Consider the following 18797-nt stretch of genomic DNA (forward strand, 5'->3'; position numbering starts at 1 on the left):
GATGACAAGCGGCCGTTTTTGTTTGCGGGTGATGGTTTGGTTCAGCTGGGGTTAACCCAGTCTTCCATGCGTAACCCCGATACTCGTTCAAATTCCCTTGTGTTATTTGTAACCACGATAAATCCCCTTGAGCGTGCATGTCCGGCGATCATCTGGTCAAAGGGGCCGATGGGTGTTCCATTTCTTGCCAGTTCAGACTTAATCATTCCGGAATGCGCGGCAGCTTCATTGTCGAAGGGTAAGACCTCAAGACGAGCAACGAACCCCTCGATGACTGCCAGGTTCTTCTCCGGGGTTGCTGATTTTTCCGCTCCGTAAATTAATTCCATCAAAGTGACTGCGCTGATGCACAACTGGTCGTGACGGCGATTGAATGCTTCGCGCACTATCTGTGGTTTGTTCTTGATGGTGAAGATGCAGATATTGGTATCGAGCATGTACTTGATCATCAAAACGATTCGCGCTCCTGATCGGCGGGTTGCTCGCGATCGGTCATGAAGTCTGCGCTAACGCTTTCGCCATCAAACCAGCTGTCCCAGGTTTCTCCAGCGGGGGTAATGATGCGTGCCCTGCCAACGGCGATCACATCGACGCGTTTTACGTCGCTCGGCATTGCAACGGCTTTGGGCAAGCGAACAGCCTGGCTTCGATTGCTCATGAAAAGAGTGGTTTGTTCCATTTGAATCTCCTGCGCTTTTAGTGGCGCCATGTGGACCAAGCATAGTTTTCAAATGGGATATGTCAATGGGATATACGTTGCCCCTGACGAAGGGCTAGAAGCCTTGCATCTGAAAAAAACGGCCGCTGTCAGTGATGACAAGCGGCCGTTTTTGTTTGAGTCGAAAACCTTATTCGGCTTTTTCTTCGGGCACATCCACCGACTGCCGGTAGACGTCCAGTGCGTCGCCGAAGTCAGCAATGAACTGTGGGTCGGTCAGCCATGCATGGGCGGCGTCGCGGTCCATGCCGTCAGCCCACATGCGGTAGTCGATCAGCATGTCGGCGGCCAGGTGGGTGGCGGCCATGCCTTCGTCGTCGGCGTTTTCCATGTCCAGCAGTTCTGGATGGTCGATGATGATAAAGGCGAGGTTCGTCAGCAGCACGGCGAGCATTTCGCTGCGACTGACAGCTTCCGCATCGCGCATTTTGCTGAACATCGCCAGGGTGTATTCCGGGATTGGCTCGCCGATTTCACCCAGGTCATCGTCCAGCGCGGCAGGTTTTCTGCCGTGGATATTGATTTGCCTGGCTTTGAGCTTGGCGCGTTTGGCGCGTTTCTGTTGCTTGTTCAGGGAGGCCATGGGAACTCAGTTCGGTTTCTGTTGGGTTTGGGCTGCGATAGCGTCGGACGCTGCCACGTAGTCAGCCTGGAAGGCTGGGGATTCGATCCACGCCAGGGCGCCGGCTTCGTCGGTTTCGGCGGACCATTGACGGTATTCGATCAACGCCGCGAGGATGAAGTCCATCGCGCCTTCTTCGCCCTCCTGCTCGTACACCAGCTCCAGCAGCGGGTCTTCCAGGAAGGCTACGCACATGGCCTGCTGGCTGACTTTTTGCGCGTCGATCATTTTCTTGAACAGTTCGGTCAGGTCCACCGATTCGAAATCGATGCGATCGTCGTTCGGGTCCAGTTCGACCGGCGCGGCGGCGCGTTGGGTGCGGTTTTGCTTGGCCTTGGCCTTGGCGCGGGAGGCGCGTTTTTGCTGCTTGTTGGCGGAGGCCATGGGCGTCGTTCCGTAATTCGTTGAGAGGGCAGTGGCTCAGCTGCGTGGCACTGTCCGCCCGGGTGTGTCGGGGGCCAGTTCGCCGTTTTGCAGCCAGGACAATGCAATGGGCCATAGTGTGGCTTGGTATGCGCTGCGAAAAAAGGCGAAATGTCCGACTTCTGCTTCGCCGATGTCTTCGGGAGCGATGCGCAGGTGGGTGTTGGTGCTGCTTGTGAAGTAGCCGAGCAGGCGTTCGATGGCCGGGATGGTGCCGTAGGGATCGTCGCTGATGCTGATCGCCAGGACTTTTGCGTTGACCGCGGCGAAGGGCAGGAGACCGGTGGTTGCGTGGCTTACGCGGCCGCTGGGGCGTGTTTCATAGTGTGCAGTGGGCGTACTCCAGTCACGAACCACGCCCGCAGGCGTGTCTTCAAGCCAGCCGAGGCGCTTGCCGGGAAAGTAACCGCAAATCATCGTCACTATCGGCATCACCACATGCCATTTGGCGAACATCCGCCAGCGATGGGCCGGCGCGTAATCGCGCCAGTAGGCGAACTGCGCGCCGACTGTCACCAGACGACGGATCATTTGCCCGGAGGCTCCCAGCCCCGCTGCGCAGCCGCCAAAGCTATGACCGACTACATTGATGGGCTGGCCCGGGAAGTCGCGTTGCGCACGCTGCAGCATCGCCTCGAAGTCCAGCGCGCCCCAATCGGTCCATGAGGCCTGAAGCCCTTTAAGCGATGCCGGACGTGATTCGCCGATGCCGCGGTAATCGTAGGTGATTACATCGAAGTCGTTGGCGAACAGGTAGTCGGCGAAGCGCGAATAGTGTCGGCAGCGGACCGAAGTGGCGGCGTTGATGATAACGACCGGGCGCGAGGTGTCTCGGACAGCGTGTCGCCAGGTAAAACCACCGAGGATGAAGCCGTCGGCGGCGGGTTGCTTGAAGGGTTCGCCCGATACGTCAGATGTCAGTTGCAGCTCGATTTGTGTAGGGGCCAGTGATGACATTTCCTGCAAACTCATCGGCGTTGGACCTTTGCGGTGGTTACCCACGATAGTCTTCGTGCTGCGGATGAACAATCTGTCCGTTCTACTCAGGCATCTGGTTCAGCAGCCGCTCCTCAATCACTGCCTGTTCTCGATCCAGTTCCGCCCGCAGTTCGTCTTCACTCGGCAATACCAGCTTGTACTTGCTGGCGAAGAGTTGTTCATGACCCTGTAGTACCGAGTAGCGCACCACAGAATCGTTTTTCTGCGCGCAAAGAATGATGCCGACAGTGGGGCCGTCAGTTTCTCTACGTTTGAGGTCGTCGTACATACGCACATACATGTCCATTTGGCCCACATCCTGATGGGTCAATTCACCGCGCTTGAGGTCGAAGATCACAAAGCAATTGAGCAAATAGTTGTAGAACACCAGGTCGATGTAGAAGTCTCTACCTTCAGTACTGATACGCTGCTGGCGTGCAATGAAAGCGAACCCCTTTCCCAGTTCAAGCAGGAATCCCTGAAGCTGCTCTATGAGCGCTTGTTCGAGTCTAGTTTCCAAAACGACTCCGGTATTGGGCAGGCCAAGAAACTCCAGCATCACAGGATCCCGGATGAAATTCCGAGGACCGTTGTTCATTGCATGAATGTTGGTGGCGGCTTCTTCCATGACGGGAGATTTGTCGCGACTCATCAGTAGGCGTTCGTAATAGAGAGTGTTGATCTGGCGTTCCAGGCTGCGGCTTGACCAGTTCTGGTTCGCGGCTTCGTCCATGTACCACTTGCGTGCCTTTTCACTGTCCACTCGCAGAAGCCTGCGGTAGTGCGTCCAGCTCAATTCGAGACGCAGTGCGTCTCGAATTGGAAACGCCTGATAGAACAGTCTCATTTTCCGCAAATTGGTCTCGTCAAAGCCTTTGCCAAACTCCACTGTCAGCACCTTGGCAAGCTTTACCAGCAACTGTTTGCCGTAACCCGCGCGCCTGGAACCCTCCTGTTCAAACTCCACTATGTGTCGCCCGATCTGCCAATAGGTTTGTACCTGAGTAGCATCGACCGTTCGCTGCACCTTCAGGCGCGCCTGGCGGATCAACTCGCCCAGATTGCCAAGTAATGAATCTATTTGTGGATCGTGTGTGTCATCGGGTCTTAGAGCGCTCATTTGGTCTTCCGCGGTTGGCTGGACAGGCACAAGAGGATGGCAAAAGAGTGTTGGCCGAGGATGCAGGGTGTGGCCGAGATACAGGAAGGAAATGCCGGACTTGTCGGCAGGACCAGCCTGACAGCGGATAAGGCATCAAGAACAAATCACGTAGTACGTTTCGTAGTTGACCCAAGTACAAATCGATCTAAAACCCGACTGCTCGGCCCGAAATCCCAATTAAGTAACGATTGGGTTCTGTGGAGCCCGGGAGTCGTCATCATGAAGCGTTTACATTCACTGATGTTCCCCCTCGCCACGGTCGGCGTTTTGATGTTTCCCGCCATCTCGCTAGCCGCCAGTCTTGAACCGATCGACAGCACGGGCGTGCAGGTTCAGCGGCAGGAGCAGAACGGGATTGCCTACTTGTCCGGAGGTATCGGCGAGGATGAGTCGAGAGCTATCCAGCAAACCACGGGCTACAACCTGCACATGACCTTCTCTATCGGGCCGGAGAACAAATACGTGCCCGATGTGAATCTGGTCATACAGAAAGCACCGGGGCAAACGGTGCTGGCGCTCAGCGAGGCCGGACCACTGGTTTATGCCCAGTTGCCTCCCGGCAAATACACCGTGGTCGCGACGCGTAATGGGGTAGAGCGGCGTGACACAGCGGATGTGGGTACCGGCGGTGCCCGCAATCTTGTGTTCCACTGGAATGACGCTGAGTAACCATTCCCTGAAACGACAAAACCCGCGATCACTGTTCAAGTGATGGCGGGTTTTTTCTGCGCAACAGGCAGGACCGGATTTGGCGAACATCAAACTGCAGGCATAAAAAAACCCTGAATCTTTCGATTCAGGGTTTTCGGTATTTGGTGCCCAGAGACGGAATCGAACCGCCGACACGGGGATTTTCAATCCCCTGCTCTACCGACTGAGCTATCTGGGCAACGGGGCGCATTAAACGGGTTTTTCAGGGGGTCGTCAAGCAAGTTTTCAAAAAAAATTTAATTATTACCGTCGCTTACGATCCGACCCCCGATTTCACAGGGTTACTCAGCGGGCGGCACGTAGCCTTCAGCCTTGGCGTAATCCTCGCCGGAGAAGAACTTGTCCATCTCGCCCTGAAGATATTTGCGATCTTCGGCGTTCATCATGTTCAGGCGCTTTTCATTGATCAGCAGGGTCTGGTGCTTTTGCCAATCGGCCCAGGCCTTGGCCGAGACGTGGTCAAAAATGTCCTGGCCTTTGGCACCCGGGAACGGTGCACGCTCCAGGGCAGGCAATTCTTCTTTGTACTTGCGGCACATGATGGTGCGGGTCATGACGACTCTCCTGCGTTCAATACGACGGCCGCGCGTTCGAGCAAGGTTTTGACCGGGGCGGCGAGGCCCAGGCGCGGCGGGGTGGCGAGGTTATACCAGAGCCAGTCGGCCTCGGCCACGTGATGGCCTGCCTCCTGGACCTGAACCAGCCAGGGTTCGATGGACAACTGAAAATGGCTGAAGGTGTGCACCAGGCTCGGCAATGCCTGCTGGACGCCCAGTTCCAGCGAATGCTGCGAAGCCAGATGCTGCAGGTCATCGAGGTCGTCGAGTTCCGGCAAGCTCCAGAGACCGCCCCACAGGCCTGTGGAAGGGCGGCGGTAAAGCAGGATCGCGCCCTCACCGTTGGCAAGCATCGGCATCAGCGTGCGTTTCTGGGGGATGGTTTTGCGCGGCTTGGGGATCGGATAACGGGTTTCCAGACCCAGCATGTGCGCTTCGCAGCCCTTTTCCAGTGGGCAGAGCAGACAGCTCGGTTTGCTGCGGGTGCAGAGCGTCGCGCCAAGATCCATCATCGCCTGGGTGTAGGCGTTGACCCGATCATGTGGCGTAAAGCGCTCAGCGTTCGCCCACAGCTGTTTGGCGACCTTCGGCTCGCCGGGGTAGCCCTCTTGCGCGGTAAAGCGCGCCAGGACCCGTTTGACGTTGCCGTCGAGGATCGGTGCACGCAGGCCCATGCTGATACTGGCAATGGCCCCGGCGGTGGACAGGCCGATGCCCGGCAAATCGGTGAGTTTTTCCACGTCCCGGGGAAATTCGCCGCCGTATTGCTCGACGACGATCTTCGCGGTTTTCTGCAGATTGCGCGCGCGGGTGTAGTAACCCAGGCCCGTCCACAGGTGCAGCACTTCGTCCTCCGGTGCGGCGGCCAGGGCTTCGACCGTCGGCAGTGAAGCCATGAAACGGTCGAAATAGTTCAGCACCGTGCTGACCTGGGTTTGCTGCAACATGATTTCCGAGACCCACACCCGATAGGGGTTGATGTCCTGTTGCCACGGCAAATCATGGCGGCCGTGGCGGTCGTACCAATCCAGCACCGCCATTGAAAACTGCTCGGCTCTCATCGCTTGAACAGCCCCTTGAGTGCGTCTTTGAGTTCCGGGCTGACTTTGTCGCCAAGCTTTTCGTCGATTTTTTCGCTGATCCGCTCGCCAGCCAGTTTGCTCGCGACCTGACCCATGCGCTCGTTATCCAGTCGGCAGGCCTTGGCGCCCAGTTCCAGCGGGCCACGGCAGCGTAGCGGCCATTCGATGCCGACGAATTTCTCGCCCACCTGGCAAGCCGGGTCCGGCATGTCGCTCTTGTCGCCTTCGACGATGATGCCCACGCGGTAGTCCATGCCCAGTACCCGCAAATCGACATCACCGTTGCCATTGACGGTCATGCCCGGGATGCGCACTTTCAGGTCCGGGTTGCTGGCCACGCCGTTACGCAAATTCAGGTTGCCCTTGAGTTCCTGGAAGGGCGTGTCCTTGCCCCGCGGCTCGCCATTGAGGGATTTGCGGTTGAGCGTGGCGATGCCTTTGCACAGCTGTTGTTCGAGGTTGGCGTTGAGCAGCACGCCATCGTTGATGACGAAACTGGCGTTGCCATTGAGGGTTTCGATCAGTGCTTTCTGACTGTTACCGCTGCCGGTCACATTGCTGTTGAATGTGACCAAGCCTTTGACCGGTGGATTTTTGCCCTGGCTTTCGAGGATTTTTTCCGCCGGCACCCGGCTGATTTGCGTCTGCAAATTCAGTACGGGAGTTTGCTGGCGCACATCGAGCGTGCCTTTGGCTTCGAAGTTGCCTTCGTACAAGTCCCCGCGCAGGTTTGCCAGCGTCAGCAGTCCACCCTGGCCGTTGGCCTTGAGTACAGCGTTGTGGATTGGCAGTTTTTCCAGGGTCAGTTGGCCGAAAGTCAGGTCGGCGTCCACATCCAGTTTGCTCAGGCGTTCCACCGGCAACAGGCGTTCATTGCTCCACGCCTCTTTGGTCGGTGCCGGCGGCAGCGGGGTGCTGCCGGCGCCCGCCATGGCATCGGCTTCGGTGCTGGCGACTTCGGCCTGGCGCACCTGTTTCACGCTGCTGGCCTCGGCCGACTTCGGCGGCAGGTAACGGTCGACGTTGAAGGTGTCGGCCTTGAGGGTGGCGCGTAGCGATTGTTTGGCGAAGTCCTCGACGGCAATGCGCCCGCTGAAGGTGCTGTCGTCGACTTTCAGGTTGATGTCATCCAGTACGATGCTGGTGGGCGTGCCTGCCAGACGGCTCACCAGTTCGACTTTGCTCAGGCTGCCTTCGGCCATCGCCGGGAGTTTCTGGCCGATGCTGTCGACGAACTTTGCCAGATCGAACTGGGCAATCGACAGGCCGCCACTGACCTGCGGCGTCTTGTCCAGGTCATTGACCTTCAGTTCACCCAGTGCGCGCAGTTGGTTGGCGGAAATCTTGATGCCGGTCCATTCAGCGACATTGGCGGCCTTGTCCAGCAGCAACTGGCCCTGGGCGGCGAACGTCATGGTCTTGCCTTGCAACGGATCGCCGGCGACTTCACCGGACAGTTTCATGTCTTCGAACTTGTAGCGCTGCAACGCACGCTCAAAACGCAGTTCGCCGTTGAGCTCGGTACGGACCCGCAGAACCGGTTGGTTGGTACCCAGGAACGCGGTGAGCTTGACCGGAATGTTGGTCGAGTCATGCACCGGGCCAGTACTCAGCTGGATGCTTTCCGCGCTGAATTGGCGGCCGGTTTTCTCGTCACGGTATTCGACGCGGGCGTTGTTGACCGTCAGGCTGTCGATGTCCAGGCGGACGGGCTGAGCCGGTTTCTCTGCTTGAGCGGTGGTTTGCGGTTCAGGCTCGCTGGTGGTGGCGGGAGGGGTGCCGGCGGTGTTCGAAGTGGCCGGGACCTTGCCGATGTCTTCCCAGTTGCCGTGGCCATCCTTGTCGCGGCTCAGGCGCAGGTTCAAGCCTTCGACGCGCACATCGCTCATCTGCACTTCCCGGCGCAGCAGCGGCAGCACGCGGACCGACAGACCAAGCATCTGCAAATCAGCGAAGGGTTCGGCGGGTTTGGCCAGGGTCGCCACAGCGGCGTCGTGCAATTCCAGGCCCAGCCACGGGAACAGGCTCCAGCCGATATCGCCATTGAGCGTCAGCTCGATGTGGGCCTTGTCGCGGGCAATCTGGCGGATCTCTTCCTTGTAGTCATTGGGATCGAAGAGGTGGGTCAGGGCAAAGCCCAGCGCCACAATGATCAGCAGTAACCCGAGAAGTACCAGACCCAGGATTTTGCCGAACGCTTTCATGGGCGAGTCCTTGTAGTTAGTCGAATTCGAAATTTAGCCGAGGAGTATAGCGCCCCGAAACGTTTGACCGGTCATCGATCACTTTGGCGTGGCATCCAGCGGCACGTTCAACTTGTCTGCCAATGTCTGGGCTTCCAGGTGCCCGGCAGGTGCCAGCAAGCGCAGGGTGGCGCCGGATTGCGCGGCCATGGCCTGTGCTTCACGCACCAGTCGCTCCGCGACGCCACGGCGACGGGTGACTTTTCGTACACACAATTGAGACAAATGCCAGACGTCCGGGTGCCGTTGCAGGCGTGCCGCGCCCAACAGTCGATCGTTGAAGCGCCCCGCGATCATCGAGCCTTCCTGCAGGCAGGCCTCAATCAGCTGTGCATCCCCTGTAAATGGCGCGAACAGCCACTGTGGAGCGTCACGGTAGATTTTCTGCAGATCTTGCTGATCCTGGCAGGTGGCTTCGTTCAGCGACTCGACAACGATGGGCATGGACAATCCTTCTGAGGTACGAGAACAGACAACATTGAAAAAGGTGATATCAGTTTGGTTTTTCTGTCACGTGCAAATGGTAACCTTCGCCCGTTCGTCGGTCCTTCTGCGACCTGATGTCGCACCAAAACGGAGCTTTGCCCTGAAAAAGACAGTCATGCCTGCGTGCAACAAGGCTGGGGGTGAAGAGTGGCTGGCGAACCATACTAATAATTGGGGGATACACAATGACCACGAGTATCGCGGCGGACGGCTATGCCGACCAGCCCTCGTTCCTGTCCAAGGAACGCATCATCGCCAAGCCCGGGTTCAACCGTTGGCTGGTGCCACCGGCCGCGCTGGCCATCCACCTTTGCATCGGCATGGCCTACGGCTTCTCGGTGTTCTGGCTGCCACTGTCCAAGGCCTTGGGCATCACCAAAGCGGTAGCTTGCGCGCCGGACATGAGCTTCATCGCTCAAGTCTTTTCTTCGCAATGCGACTGGCCGATCTCGATGCTCGGCTGGATCTACACCTTGTTCTTCATCTTCCTGGGTTGCTCTGCAGCCATCTGGGGCGGCTGGCTGGAACATGCCGGGCCGCGTAAGGCTGGTGTCGTATCGGCACTGTGCTGGTGTGGCGGTCTGCTGATTTCTGCGCTGGGGATCTATACCCACCAGATCTGGCTGATGTGGATCGGCTCCGGGGTAATCGGTGGTATCGGCCTGGGCCTGGGTTACATCTCGCCGGTGTCGACCCTGATCAAGTGGTTCCCGGACAAGCGCGGTATGGCAACCGGCATGGCGATCATGGGCTTCGGCGGTGGTGCGATGGTCGGTGCACCCCTGGCGACGGCTTTGATGAGCCACTTCGGTTCGCCGGAAGGCGTTGGGGTTTGGCAGAGCTTCGTGGCAATGGCTGCGATCTACTTTGTGTTCATGATCGGTGGTGCCTTGTCCTACCGCGTTCCGCCAACCGGCTGGAAGCCTGAAGGCTGGACCGCTCCGGCGAAAAAAGCCTCCAATGCGATGATCACCAACCGTCACGTGCACGTGAGCGTTGCTTGGAAAACTCCGCAATTCCGCCTGGTATGGCTGGTGCTGTGCCTGAACGTATCGGCTGGTATCGGCATCCTCGGCATGGCTTCGCCGCTGTTGCAGGAAGTCTTCGGTGGCAAGTTGCTGGGTAACGATCTGGCGTTTGGTCAACTGGACGCTTCGCAACTGGCCTCGATCGCCGCCATTGCTGCCGGCTTCACCGGTTTGCTGAGTCTGTTCAATATTGGTGGCCGGTTCTTCTGGGCATCGTTCTCGGACTACCTGGGCCGTAAAAACACCTACTTCGTGTTCTTCGCCCTGGGCTTTGCCCTGTATGCGCTGATTCCGAACCTCGGTCATCTGGGCAGCGTTGCGCTGTTCGTGGCGGCGTTCTGCGTCATTCTGTCGATGTACGGCGGTGGTTTTGCCACCGTTCCGGCTTACCTGGCGGATCTGTTCGGTACGCAAATGGTCGGCGCGATCCATGGTCGTCTGTTGACGGCGTGGGCGGCGGCGGGCGTCTTGGGTCCGGTGCTGGTGAACTACCTGCGTGAGTATCAGCTGAGCATCGGCGTTGAACGTGCCGCGGCTTACGACATCACCTTGTACATCCTGGCGGGCCTGCTGGTGCTGGGTTTCATCTGCAACCTGCTGGTGCGCCCGGTGGCCGACAAGTACTTCATGACCGATGCCGAGCTGGCCGCCGAACAGGCGCTGGGCCACGACAAAGGTACTGATAGCAGCACCTCACTGGAGTGGAAAGCGGCCGCGGGCACCAAGCCGCTGGCAGTGGCAGCCTGGCTGGTGGTCGGTCTTCCGTTGGCGTGGGGTGTCTGGGTGACCCTGCAGAAAACGGCGGTTCTGTTCCACTAAGAAGCTGAGGGTCTGGCCTGGTATCTTCAGGCCAACACCAAACCCTGTGGGAGCGAGCCTGCTCGCGAATGCGGTCTGACAGTCGACAGAGATGTTGAATGTGCAGTCCCTTTCGCGAGCAGGCTCGCTCCCACATTTGTTTTGTGTTCCATGCAAATGGCTTGTATGGACATGTCTATCCCCGACGGCCGGGGATTCTATCCGTCAGCGATATCACCTCCCGTGTTTCTGTTTGGCGCCCGCGCCCCTATAATGGTTGCCTTTTTCGCCCAATGATTTTGCGGAGCTGGTGATGGCCGAACGTAAGGCGTCAGTCGAGCGCGACACTCTGGAAACCCAGATCAAAGCCTCGATCAACCTGGATGGCACCGGAAAGGCCCGATTTGATATCGGTGTGCCTTTTCTTGAGCACATGCTCGACCAGATCGCCCGTCACGGGCTGATCGACCTGGATATCGTCAGCAAAGGCGACCTGCATATCGATGACCACCACACGGTGGAAGACGTCGGTATCACCCTGGGTCAGGCATTCACCCAAGCCATCGGCGACAAGAAAGGCATCCGTCGCTACGGCCACGCCTATGTGCCGCTCGATGAAGCGCTGTCGCGCGTAGTGATCGACTTCTCCGGCCGTCCTGGCCTGCAGATGCACGTTCCCTATACCCGTGCCACCGTCGGCGGTTTCGACGTTGACCTGTTCCAGGAGTTCTTCCAGGGCTTCGTCAACCACGCCAACGTCACCCTGCACATCGACAACCTGCGTGGCCACAACACCCACCACCAGATCGAAACCGTGTTCAAGGCTTTCGGCCGCGCGCTGCGCATGGCCGTAGAGCTCGATGACCGCATGGCCGGTCAGATGCCGTCGACCAAGGGCGTTCTGTAATGCAGACAGTCGCGGTTATCGATTACGGCATGGGCAACCTGCACTCGGTGGCCAAGGCCCTCGAACACGTCGGTGCCGGCAAGGTGCTGATCACCAGCGATGCCAGCGTGATTCGCGAAGCCGACCGGGTGGTTTTCCCCGGTGTCGGCGCGATTCGCGATTGCATGGCGGAGATTCGTCGCCTCGGCTTCGACTCGCTGGTGCGTGAAGTCAGCCAGGACCGTCCGTTCCTCGGCATCTGTGTCGGCATGCAAGCCTTGCTCGACACCAGTGAAGAGAACGACGGCGTCGACTGCATCGGCCTGTTTCCCGGCGCGGTGAAATTCTTCGGCAAGGACCTGCATGAAGACGGCGAACACCTGAAAGTCCCGCACATGGGCTGGAACGAAGTGAAGCAGAAGGTGAGTCACCCGCTGTGGCACGACATTCCGGACCTGGCGCGTTTCTATTTCGTGCACAGCTACTACATCGCGGCCGCTAACGCGCGCCAGGTGGTGGGTGGCGGTCATTACGGTGTCGATTTCGCCGCAGCGCTGGCCGACGGCTCGCGTTTCGCCGTGCAGTTCCACCCGGAGAAAAGCCATACCCATGGCCTGCAACTCTTGCAGAACTTCGCTGCGTGGGACGGTCGCTGGTAAATGGCTGTCAAGAAGTCCAAACCGCCGATCCTGACCCTCACGCCGGAACAGGAGCGTGAGGCCAATCACAAGATTCAGCGGTTCATGGAAGATCGCTTCGAACTGGACCTGGGTTCATTCGAGGCGGCGGAAATTCTTGAGCTGTTTACCCGCGAAATTGCTCCGCACTATTACAACAGGGCGATTTTCGATGTGCAGGCGCACCTCAAGGAGAGGTTCGAAAGCATCGAAAGCGACCTGTGGGCGCTCGAGAAAAACTGATTTCCGAGCCAAGCTGAACATTCAATTTTGAAGGTTTGCCAGATGCTGATTATTCCCGCTATCGATCTTAAAGACGGTGCCTGTGTTCGTCTGCGCCAGGGCCGCATGGAAGATTCCACGGTGTTCTCCGATGACCCGGTGAGCATGGCTGCCAAGTGGGTGGAGGGCGGTTGCCGTCGTCTGCATCTGGTCGACCTGAACGGCGCGTTCGAAGGCCAGCCGGTCAACGGCGAAGTGGTCACCGCCATCGCCAAACGCTACCCGAACCTGCCGATCCAGATCGGCGGCGGCATCCGTTCGCTGGAAACCATCGAACACTACGTGAAAGCGGGCGTGAGCTACGTGATCATCGGAACCAAAGCCGTGAAAGATCCGGCCTTCGTTGCCGAAGCCTGCCGTGCGTTCCCGGGCAAGGTGATCGTTGGCCTGGATGCCAAAGACGGTTTCGTCGCCACTGACGGTTGGGCTGAAATCAGCACCGTTCAGGTGATCGACCTGGCCAAGCAGTTCGAAGCCGATGGCGTGTCCGCTATCGTTTATACCGACATCGCCAAAGACGGCATGATGCAGGGCTGCAACGTGCCGTTCACCGCTGCGCTGGCCGCTGCCACCAAGATCCCGGTGATCGCCTCCGGCGGCATCCACAACCTCGGTGACATCAAGACGCTGCTCGACGCCAAGGCGCCAGGCATCATCGGCGCAATCACAGGTCGCGCGATTTATGAGGGCACTCTGGATGTTGCTGAGGCTCAAGCTTTCTGTGATGGCTACGCGACCAGCTCCAAGCTGTAAGCTACAAGCTGCAAGTTAAAGGCGCGACCGCGATCCGCTTGTACTTGCAGCTTGAAGCTTGAAGCTTGCAACTCTTAATCGGAGATTAAGTATGGCTCTGGCCAAACGCATCATCCCTTGCCTGGACGTGGATAACGGCCGGGTGGTCAAGGGTGTCAAGTTCGAGAACATCCGTGACGCCGGTGACCCGGTGGAAATTGCCCGTCGTTATGATGAGCAGGGTGCCGATGAGATTACTTTTCTCGACATCACCGCCAGCGTCGATGGTCGCGACACCACGCTGCATACCGTCGAGCGCATGGCCAGCCAGGTGTTCATTCCGCTGACCGTCGGCGGTGGCGTGCGTACCGTGCAAGACATTCGCAACCTGCTCAATGCCGGCGCGGACAAGGTATCGATCAACACGGCGGCGGTGTTCAACCCGGAATTCGTCGGTGAAGCCGCGCAGCATTTCGGCTCGCAGTGCATCGTCGTTGCCATCGATGCGAAGAAGGTTTCCGGTCCTGGCGAAACCCCGCGCTGGGAAATCTTCACCCACGGCGGCCGCAAGCCGACCGGCCTCGACGCCGTCGAGTGGGCGAAGAAAATGGAAGGTCTGGGTGCAGGTGAAATTCTCCTGACCAGCATGGATCAGGACGGCATGAAAAACGGCTTCGACCTCGGTGTAACCCGTGCCATCAGCGACGCACTGGGCATTCCGGTGATCGCTTCCGGCGGCGTTGGTAACCTGCAGCATTTGGCCGATGGCATTCTCGAAGGCCACGCCAGTGCAGTGTTGGCGGCGAGTATTTTCCACTTCGGTGAATACACCGTGCAGGAAGCCAAGGCCTATATGGCTCATCGTGGCATCGTTATGCGCTAGGCTCATACGAAAACTGCCTGCGCGACGATCAGCTACGTTAAAAACAGGTTCGCCTGATCGCCGCTCGGCGAGTTTTCGTAAAGAACCTAGACATTCCGATGCAGGCCAGTGGACATCATGGCGGGCTCAAGGCACTCTTGGGTACGCCATGGATTTCGGTAGCCAGACATGCTTAAACGCCTTCTTCTCGTCCTTGCCAGCGCTTCCCTGTTGTTCGTTAGTGGAGGGCAGGCTGCAGACAATCCCGGCACCGACATGGTGTTGCTGACGGAAAACTTCCCACCGTACAACATGGCGAAGAACGGCAAGAACTTCGCTCAGGACGAAAACATCAATGGCATCGCCACCGATATCGTCCGTGAAATCTTTAAACGCGCCGACATTACCTACAGCCTGACGCTGCGTTTTCCTTGGGAACGTATCTATAAACTCACCCTGGAAAAACCCGGTTACGGCGTGTTCGTCATGGCGCGGCTACCCGATCGGGAAAAGTTGTTCAAATGGGTCGGTCCCATCGGCCCGGACGACTGGATCATGCTGGCCAAGGCTGACAGCAAGATCACCATCGAAACGCTGAATGACGCGCGCAAGTACAGGATCGGTGCGTACAAGGGCGATGCGATTGCCGAGACCTTGACCAAGCAAGGCTTGAACCCGGTGGTCGTGCTGCGCGACCAGGACAACGCGAAGAAACTGGTCAACGGCCAGATCGACCTGTGGGCCACAGGCGACCCGGCCGGCCGATACCTGGCTCGACAGGACGGCGTGACCGGGCTTAAGACGGTGTTGCGCTTCAACAGCGCCGAGCTTTATCTGGCGCTGAACAAGGATGTGCCGGACGAAACCGTTGCCAAGCTGCAGGCTGCGCTGGATCAGCTGCGCAAGGAAGGCGTGGTGGACGACATCATGGCACGGTATCTGTAGATGTTGGCCATTGCTCCATAGGTTGCGGAGTGACGTTGATATCACTGATTTGCTCAGGGGTGTCTTCGCCCCTTGTCGAGTCTGTTGTCAGTGGAGGAGAAAGGGGGAGGTTGCCGTTTTCATCTGACGGGAACTCACTCAAATGCAAGCTTTCGTCATCTGTGTACTCAATGCTGATGGTCGCGGGTGTGCCGTCTTCGCGCAGCAACTCGTAAGTACTCTGCATCTGATAAACCGCCACGGCCTTGTTTTTCGCCGCCATGGCGATGACGTCCCTGGGGGCTGTGTTCCACCAACTGCTTAAGGTCGTTTCGGAGTGTGCGAAGCGTTGGTTCAGCTTTGCCGAGAAACTTATCGCCCGGACATAGTTGCCGGACTCGCTTGGCCAGGCACTTCCGATTTCGATAGAGGTAAGGAGGCTGAAGGCTTTCGATCTCGTTGTGTCTTGAGCCCGAAATGCTGTCCATTTGATGGGGCGGGCCTTGTCGCTTGTGTTGCGACCATGCCCGACGAGAACCCATTCGTCTGTTCTTTCCAGGCGATAGTGTGGGGACGTACGTAATTGCTCGACAGGGTGCATGTTGTCTCTAACGGCAAACCACGGGAGTTTGGCCGCCTGAGTCATCTTGCCTGTTTCGACCGCTGAAGGCGCTTCGTATCCGTATAGCACCGGAGCCGTTGGCGCCGAGGTAACTTCCAGAGGGATCTGCATGCGTAATGCGTAGGCAAGGGGAGTTGCGGGTTTGTTATGGCTCTGGACACCAAAAAAGGTGCCTGGGGCAAAGTAGATCTCACCCGCTGCTGCGGTCGGCGGCTCGATGTTCCAGGCGCTGAAATTCTGCCGTGCACCACTGCCTTCGTCGCTCCAGATAAAACTGCCGACATGTGAAGCTATGACCAGATCCGCCCGCACGCAACGTACCGCGTTAAGCGAAGGTTTTACGTGGTCGTTGGAACACACCATTCCCAATGCAACGTAGCCTGCAGGAGGAATCGGGCGCCATATCGACGCGTCCGTTGTGGCGCCGGAGCCAGCGTCGGTCCAGACGCGTTCAAAATCGTCCGGTCGGCTGAGTGCATTGCCCTTGGTGCTGTCGGCACTGGGTGAACCACTCTCGCGAACAACGGCCGCTACCCTAAGGCCATTGATGTTGGTTTCGCCGGAAACAGCCAAATCGCCCAAGGGGAAATAGCCCGGCAATTCATCCGGTGCCGGTGCGGGTCGCCAGAAACCGGCGGTACTCGAGCGCAGGGTTTTGGTGTCCAGAACCCGATTGAATTCCGTCGTGAAATTGATCAGTAGGTTGTCGAGCCTGATGGCTTCCATTTGCCTGGTGGGCAGCGCGCCATTTTCATTCGTAGTCATAGTCTGTCCTGATTGCGAAAGACGACTCGAGGAGTCGTGACCTGTTGGAGGTCTCACTATCAGGAAGCGGGCGAGGCGCCTGGCGGTAACTATGTATAGGTCGTTGCAGGGTGTTACCGATAAACGCCGTTTTGGCCATGCGCGGTCATTGCGCGATTGCCGCGCACGCTGATCATCTGCCGGATATCGATCCACTCAATTCCCTGCGCCTTGAGCTTCGGCAATTCCCGCTCCAGCACTGCCAGGGTTTGTGGATAAGGATGGCCGATCATCACCGCCGACCCCTGTTTGCGCGCCAGGTTGATCGCCGTCTGCAGCTGGATATGGATCGCTGCTTCGGTGGGCTCGTCATCAAGAAATACATCCCGTGAAACGCTCGCCAGATCGATCTTCTGTGCCTGTTGCGCTGCCACGGTCTGTGCGCTGGTGCGACTGTCGACGAAAAACTTGTGCCTACGCTGAAGCTCGCCCATCAACCACGTCATGGCGGCCGGTTGTGTGGTCATGCGGCTGCCCATGTGGTTATTGATACCAGCGGTGTAAGGCACCATTGTGAAGGCGGCATTGAGGCGTTTTTCGAGTTCTTCGGTGGGCAGTTCGGGATGCCAGGCGAACGGACCTGTGGCCGGGTCCATAGGCATATGCAGGATGACGATTTTGCCGGCGCGATGGGCTTCGCGGGCAAATTCGGTGGCGTGGGGTGTATCGGGCATGATCGCCGTGGTCACCGGGCCGGGCAGGGCCAATACGCGGCGATCCCGGTGCAGGTTCTGCCCCAGGTCATCGATGATCAGGCTCAGATAGACCTTGTGAGGCGTCGACCCGGCGGGATCTGCGTGAACAGTGCCCGCCAGGCAGCACAACAGGACGAGGATGAAGCGCAACGCCATCCTCAGCGGCCGGACGTGATGCTCAGCCCTTTGAGCAGGCTCAGCGCCTGGGCGAGTTGGTAATCGTCATCCTGCGGCATCGACTTGGCCTTGGTGCTAGAGCCTGTCGGCTTGTCGGCACCGCCGTTGCCATTGCCCAGGTGACCTTGCAGGTCGGCTTCCTTGAAGTAGTCGCTGTCCTGCTCGCTGGTGATCTTGGCCTTGCGTACTTCGATGTCCGGGACGATGCCCTGGGCCTGAATCGAGCGACCGTTCGGTGTGTAATACAGCGCCGTAGTAATTTTCAGCGCGCGCTCGTTGTTCAGCGGCAGTACGGTTTGCACCGAGCCTTTGCCGAAGCTTGGGGTGCCCATGACGACTGCGCGCTTCTGATCCTGCAAGGCGCCGGCGACAATTTCCGAAGCCGAGGCGCTGCCGCCGTTGATCAGTGCAACCATTGGCACGGCTTCGCTTTCGTCCTTGCCGGTGGCCGAGAAACGCAGTTCGGAGTTGGCGATACGACCCTTGGTGTAGACGATCAGACCCTTGGTGATGAAGTGGTCGACCACTTCCACCGCTGCTTGCAGCACGCCGCCAGGGTTGTTGCGCAGGTCGAGGATGATGCCATTGAGCTTCTTGCCGTTGTCCTTGCGCAGCTTGGCCAGGGCCTTGGAGACCTCTTCGCCGGTCTTGACCTGGAACTGGGTGATGCGGATATAGCCGTAGCCGGACTCCAGCAGCTGGCTCTTCACGCTCTTCACTTGAATGATCGCGCGGGCCAGTGTCACGTCGAACGGCGTGCCGCCGTCACGCACCAGGGTCAGGGTAATCTTCTGGCCGATCTTGCCGCGCATCTTGTCCACGGCTTCGGTCATGCTCTGGCCGCGGGTTGGCTGGCCGTTGATCTTGACGATGAAGTCGCCCGCCTGGATGCCCGCCTTGGAGGCCGGGGTGTCATCGATCGGCGAAACTACCTTGATGAACCCGTCTTCGGCGCCGACTTCGATGCCCAGGCCGCCGAATTCACCGCTGGTGCTTTCCTGCAATTCGGCGAAATCTTCCGGTCCCAGATAAGCGGAATGCGGATCAAGGTTGCTGAGCATGCCCTTGATGGCGTTTTCCAGCAGGGTCTTGTCGTCCACCGGTTCGACATACGCGGCCTTGATCCGATCCATGACCTCGGCGAAGGTGCGCAACTCTTCCAGCGGCAATGGTGCCTTGGTAGTCGCGGCAGTGCCCGCAGGCGCGACCGCCGGGGCCGGTTGAGCGGCGAACGCCAGGGGCGCGCCGATCACCAGGGCGATCGTCAGGGCCAGCGAGGTAAGGCGGGACAAATGCAGCATGTCGAACGAACTCCTGAATTAGGTAGC

At 58.5% G+C, this 18797-nt stretch carries 21 protein-coding genes and 1 tRNA gene; 8 read left to right on the plus strand and 14 right to left on the minus strand.

Annotation, left to right across the window (positions count from 1 at the left end; all coding sequences use genetic code 11):
* Positions 1-41 precede the first annotated feature (41 nt).
* The 6 genes from vapC to FFS64_RS02200 all read right to left on the minus strand — a co-directional run bounded on the left by vapC (position 42) and on the right by FFS64_RS02200 (position 3861).
* A complete protein-coding gene (gene vapC, locus FFS64_RS02175) occupies positions 42-449 on the minus strand; it encodes a tRNA(fMet)-specific endonuclease VapC (RefSeq protein WP_137804041.1) in 408 nt (135 codons plus the stop codon).
* On the minus strand, positions 449-679 hold the full coding sequence (vapB, locus tag FFS64_RS02180; protein ID WP_137804042.1) for a type II toxin-antitoxin system VapB family antitoxin: 231 nt from the start codon (positions 677-679) through the stop codon (positions 449-451). The genes vapC and vapB overlap by 1 nt, the downstream gene beginning before the upstream one ends.
* Before the next feature lie 169 nt (positions 680-848).
* The gene (locus FFS64_RS02185; protein ID WP_137804043.1) at positions 849-1301 is read right to left on the minus strand and encodes a hypothetical protein; all 453 of its coding nucleotides are present in this window, start codon (positions 1299-1301) and stop codon (positions 849-851) included.
* A gap of 6 nt (positions 1302-1307) precedes the next feature.
* On the minus strand, positions 1308-1724 hold the full coding sequence (locus FFS64_RS02190) for a hypothetical protein (protein WP_137804044.1): 417 nt from the start codon (positions 1722-1724) through the stop codon (positions 1308-1310).
* Between the two features lie 36 nt (positions 1725-1760).
* A complete protein-coding gene (locus tag FFS64_RS02195) occupies positions 1761-2735 on the minus strand; it encodes an alpha/beta fold hydrolase (RefSeq protein ID WP_137804045.1) in 975 nt (324 codons plus the stop codon).
* Positions 2736-2802: 67 nt separating this feature from the next.
* The gene (locus FFS64_RS02200; RefSeq protein ID WP_137804046.1) at positions 2803-3861 is read right to left on the minus strand and encodes a YhcG family protein; all 1059 of its coding nucleotides are present in this window, start codon (positions 3859-3861) and stop codon (positions 2803-2805) included.
* A gap of 261 nt (positions 3862-4122) precedes the next feature.
* On the opposite strand from FFS64_RS02200, the gene FFS64_RS02205 reads away from it, so the two are divergent.
* Entirely contained in the window at positions 4123-4572 is a 450-nt protein-coding gene (locus FFS64_RS02205; RefSeq protein WP_137804047.1) for a carboxypeptidase regulatory-like domain-containing protein, read from the plus strand.
* A 144-nt stretch (positions 4573-4716) separates the two neighbouring features.
* Here the strand turns inward: FFS64_RS02205 and FFS64_RS02210 are convergent.
* The 5 genes from FFS64_RS02210 to FFS64_RS02230 form a co-directional block, all read right to left on the minus strand.
* Positions 4717-4792 (minus strand) — tRNA-Phe (locus FFS64_RS02210).
* Between the two features lie 103 nt (positions 4793-4895).
* Positions 4896-5168 (minus strand): oxidative damage protection protein, encoded by a 273-nt coding sequence (locus tag FFS64_RS02215; protein WP_095192313.1) that lies wholly within the window; start codon positions 5166-5168, stop codon positions 4896-4898.
* Entirely contained in the window at positions 5165-6232 is a 1068-nt protein-coding gene (gene mutY, locus FFS64_RS02220; protein ID WP_137804048.1) for an A/G-specific adenine glycosylase, read from the minus strand. Before mutY ends, FFS64_RS02215 begins: the two co-directional genes overlap by 4 nt.
* Positions 6229-8457 (minus strand): AsmA family protein, encoded by a 2229-nt coding sequence (locus FFS64_RS02225; RefSeq protein WP_137804049.1) that lies wholly within the window; start codon positions 8455-8457, stop codon positions 6229-6231. The genes mutY and FFS64_RS02225 overlap by 4 nt, the downstream gene beginning before the upstream one ends.
* 78 nt (positions 8458-8535) lie before the next feature.
* Positions 8536-8940: an acetyl-CoA sensor PanZ family protein gene (locus FFS64_RS02230; protein ID WP_137804050.1), complete on the minus strand. Its 405-nt coding sequence runs from the start codon at positions 8938-8940 to the stop codon at positions 8536-8538.
* Positions 8941-9167: 227 nt separating this feature from the next.
* Here FFS64_RS02230 and FFS64_RS02235 point away from each other — a divergent pair, with 227 nt between their 5' ends.
* The 7 genes from FFS64_RS02235 to FFS64_RS02265 all read left to right on the plus strand — a co-directional run bounded on the left by FFS64_RS02235 (position 9168) and on the right by FFS64_RS02265 (position 15192).
* Positions 9168-10829 carry an OFA family MFS transporter gene (locus FFS64_RS02235; protein WP_137804051.1) on the plus strand — a complete coding sequence of 554 codons (1662 nt, stop codon included), beginning with the start codon at positions 9168-9170 and terminating at the stop codon, positions 10827-10829.
* A 292-nt stretch (positions 10830-11121) separates the two neighbouring features.
* Positions 11122-11715, plus strand: coding sequence for an imidazoleglycerol-phosphate dehydratase HisB (gene hisB, locus FFS64_RS02240; protein WP_024778052.1), 594 nt, complete (start codon positions 11122-11124; stop codon positions 11713-11715).
* Positions 11715-12353 carry an imidazole glycerol phosphate synthase subunit HisH gene (gene hisH, locus FFS64_RS02245; protein ID WP_095192308.1) on the plus strand — a complete coding sequence of 213 codons (639 nt, stop codon included), beginning with the start codon at positions 11715-11717 and terminating at the stop codon, positions 12351-12353. Before hisB ends, hisH begins: the two co-directional genes overlap by 1 nt.
* A complete protein-coding gene (locus FFS64_RS02250) occupies positions 12354-12614 on the plus strand; it encodes a DUF2164 domain-containing protein (protein WP_137804052.1) in 261 nt (86 codons plus the stop codon).
* Positions 12615-12656: 42 nt separating this feature from the next.
* Positions 12657-13406, plus strand: a complete 750-nt coding sequence (gene hisA / locus FFS64_RS02255; protein ID WP_137804053.1) for a 1-(5-phosphoribosyl)-5-[(5-phosphoribosylamino)methylideneamino]imidazole-4-carboxamide isomerase — start codon at positions 12657-12659, stop codon at positions 13404-13406.
* A gap of 91 nt (positions 13407-13497) precedes the next feature.
* Positions 13498-14268 (plus strand): imidazole glycerol phosphate synthase subunit HisF, encoded by a 771-nt coding sequence (gene hisF, locus FFS64_RS02260; RefSeq protein ID WP_007897430.1) that lies wholly within the window; start codon positions 13498-13500, stop codon positions 14266-14268.
* Positions 14269-14436: 168 nt separating this feature from the next.
* Complete coding sequence (locus FFS64_RS02265; protein ID WP_137804054.1) at positions 14437-15192, plus strand: ABC transporter substrate-binding protein; 756 nt, start codon at positions 14437-14439, stop codon at positions 15190-15192.
* Here FFS64_RS02265 and FFS64_RS02270 read toward each other — a convergent pair.
* From FFS64_RS02270 to FFS64_RS02280, 3 genes are all read right to left on the minus strand, one after another.
* Entirely contained in the window at positions 15173-16558 is a 1386-nt protein-coding gene (locus tag FFS64_RS02270; RefSeq protein ID WP_137804055.1) for a Vps62-related protein, read from the minus strand. The two genes, FFS64_RS02265 and FFS64_RS02270, sit on opposite strands and share 20 nt — an antisense overlap.
* Positions 16559-16671: 113 nt before the next feature.
* The gene (locus tag FFS64_RS02275) at positions 16672-17448 is read right to left on the minus strand and encodes a divergent polysaccharide deacetylase family protein (protein WP_137804056.1); all 777 of its coding nucleotides are present in this window, start codon (positions 17446-17448) and stop codon (positions 16672-16674) included.
* A gap of 2 nt (positions 17449-17450) precedes the next feature.
* Positions 17451-18770 (minus strand): S41 family peptidase, encoded by a 1320-nt coding sequence (locus FFS64_RS02280; RefSeq protein WP_137804057.1) that lies wholly within the window; start codon positions 18768-18770, stop codon positions 17451-17453.
* Positions 18771-18797: the final 27 nt, after the last annotated feature.

The organism is Pseudomonas sp. G(2018) (genome assembly GCF_005502415.1).
GTDB lineage: Bacteria > Pseudomonadota > Gammaproteobacteria > Pseudomonadales > Pseudomonadaceae > Aquipseudomonas.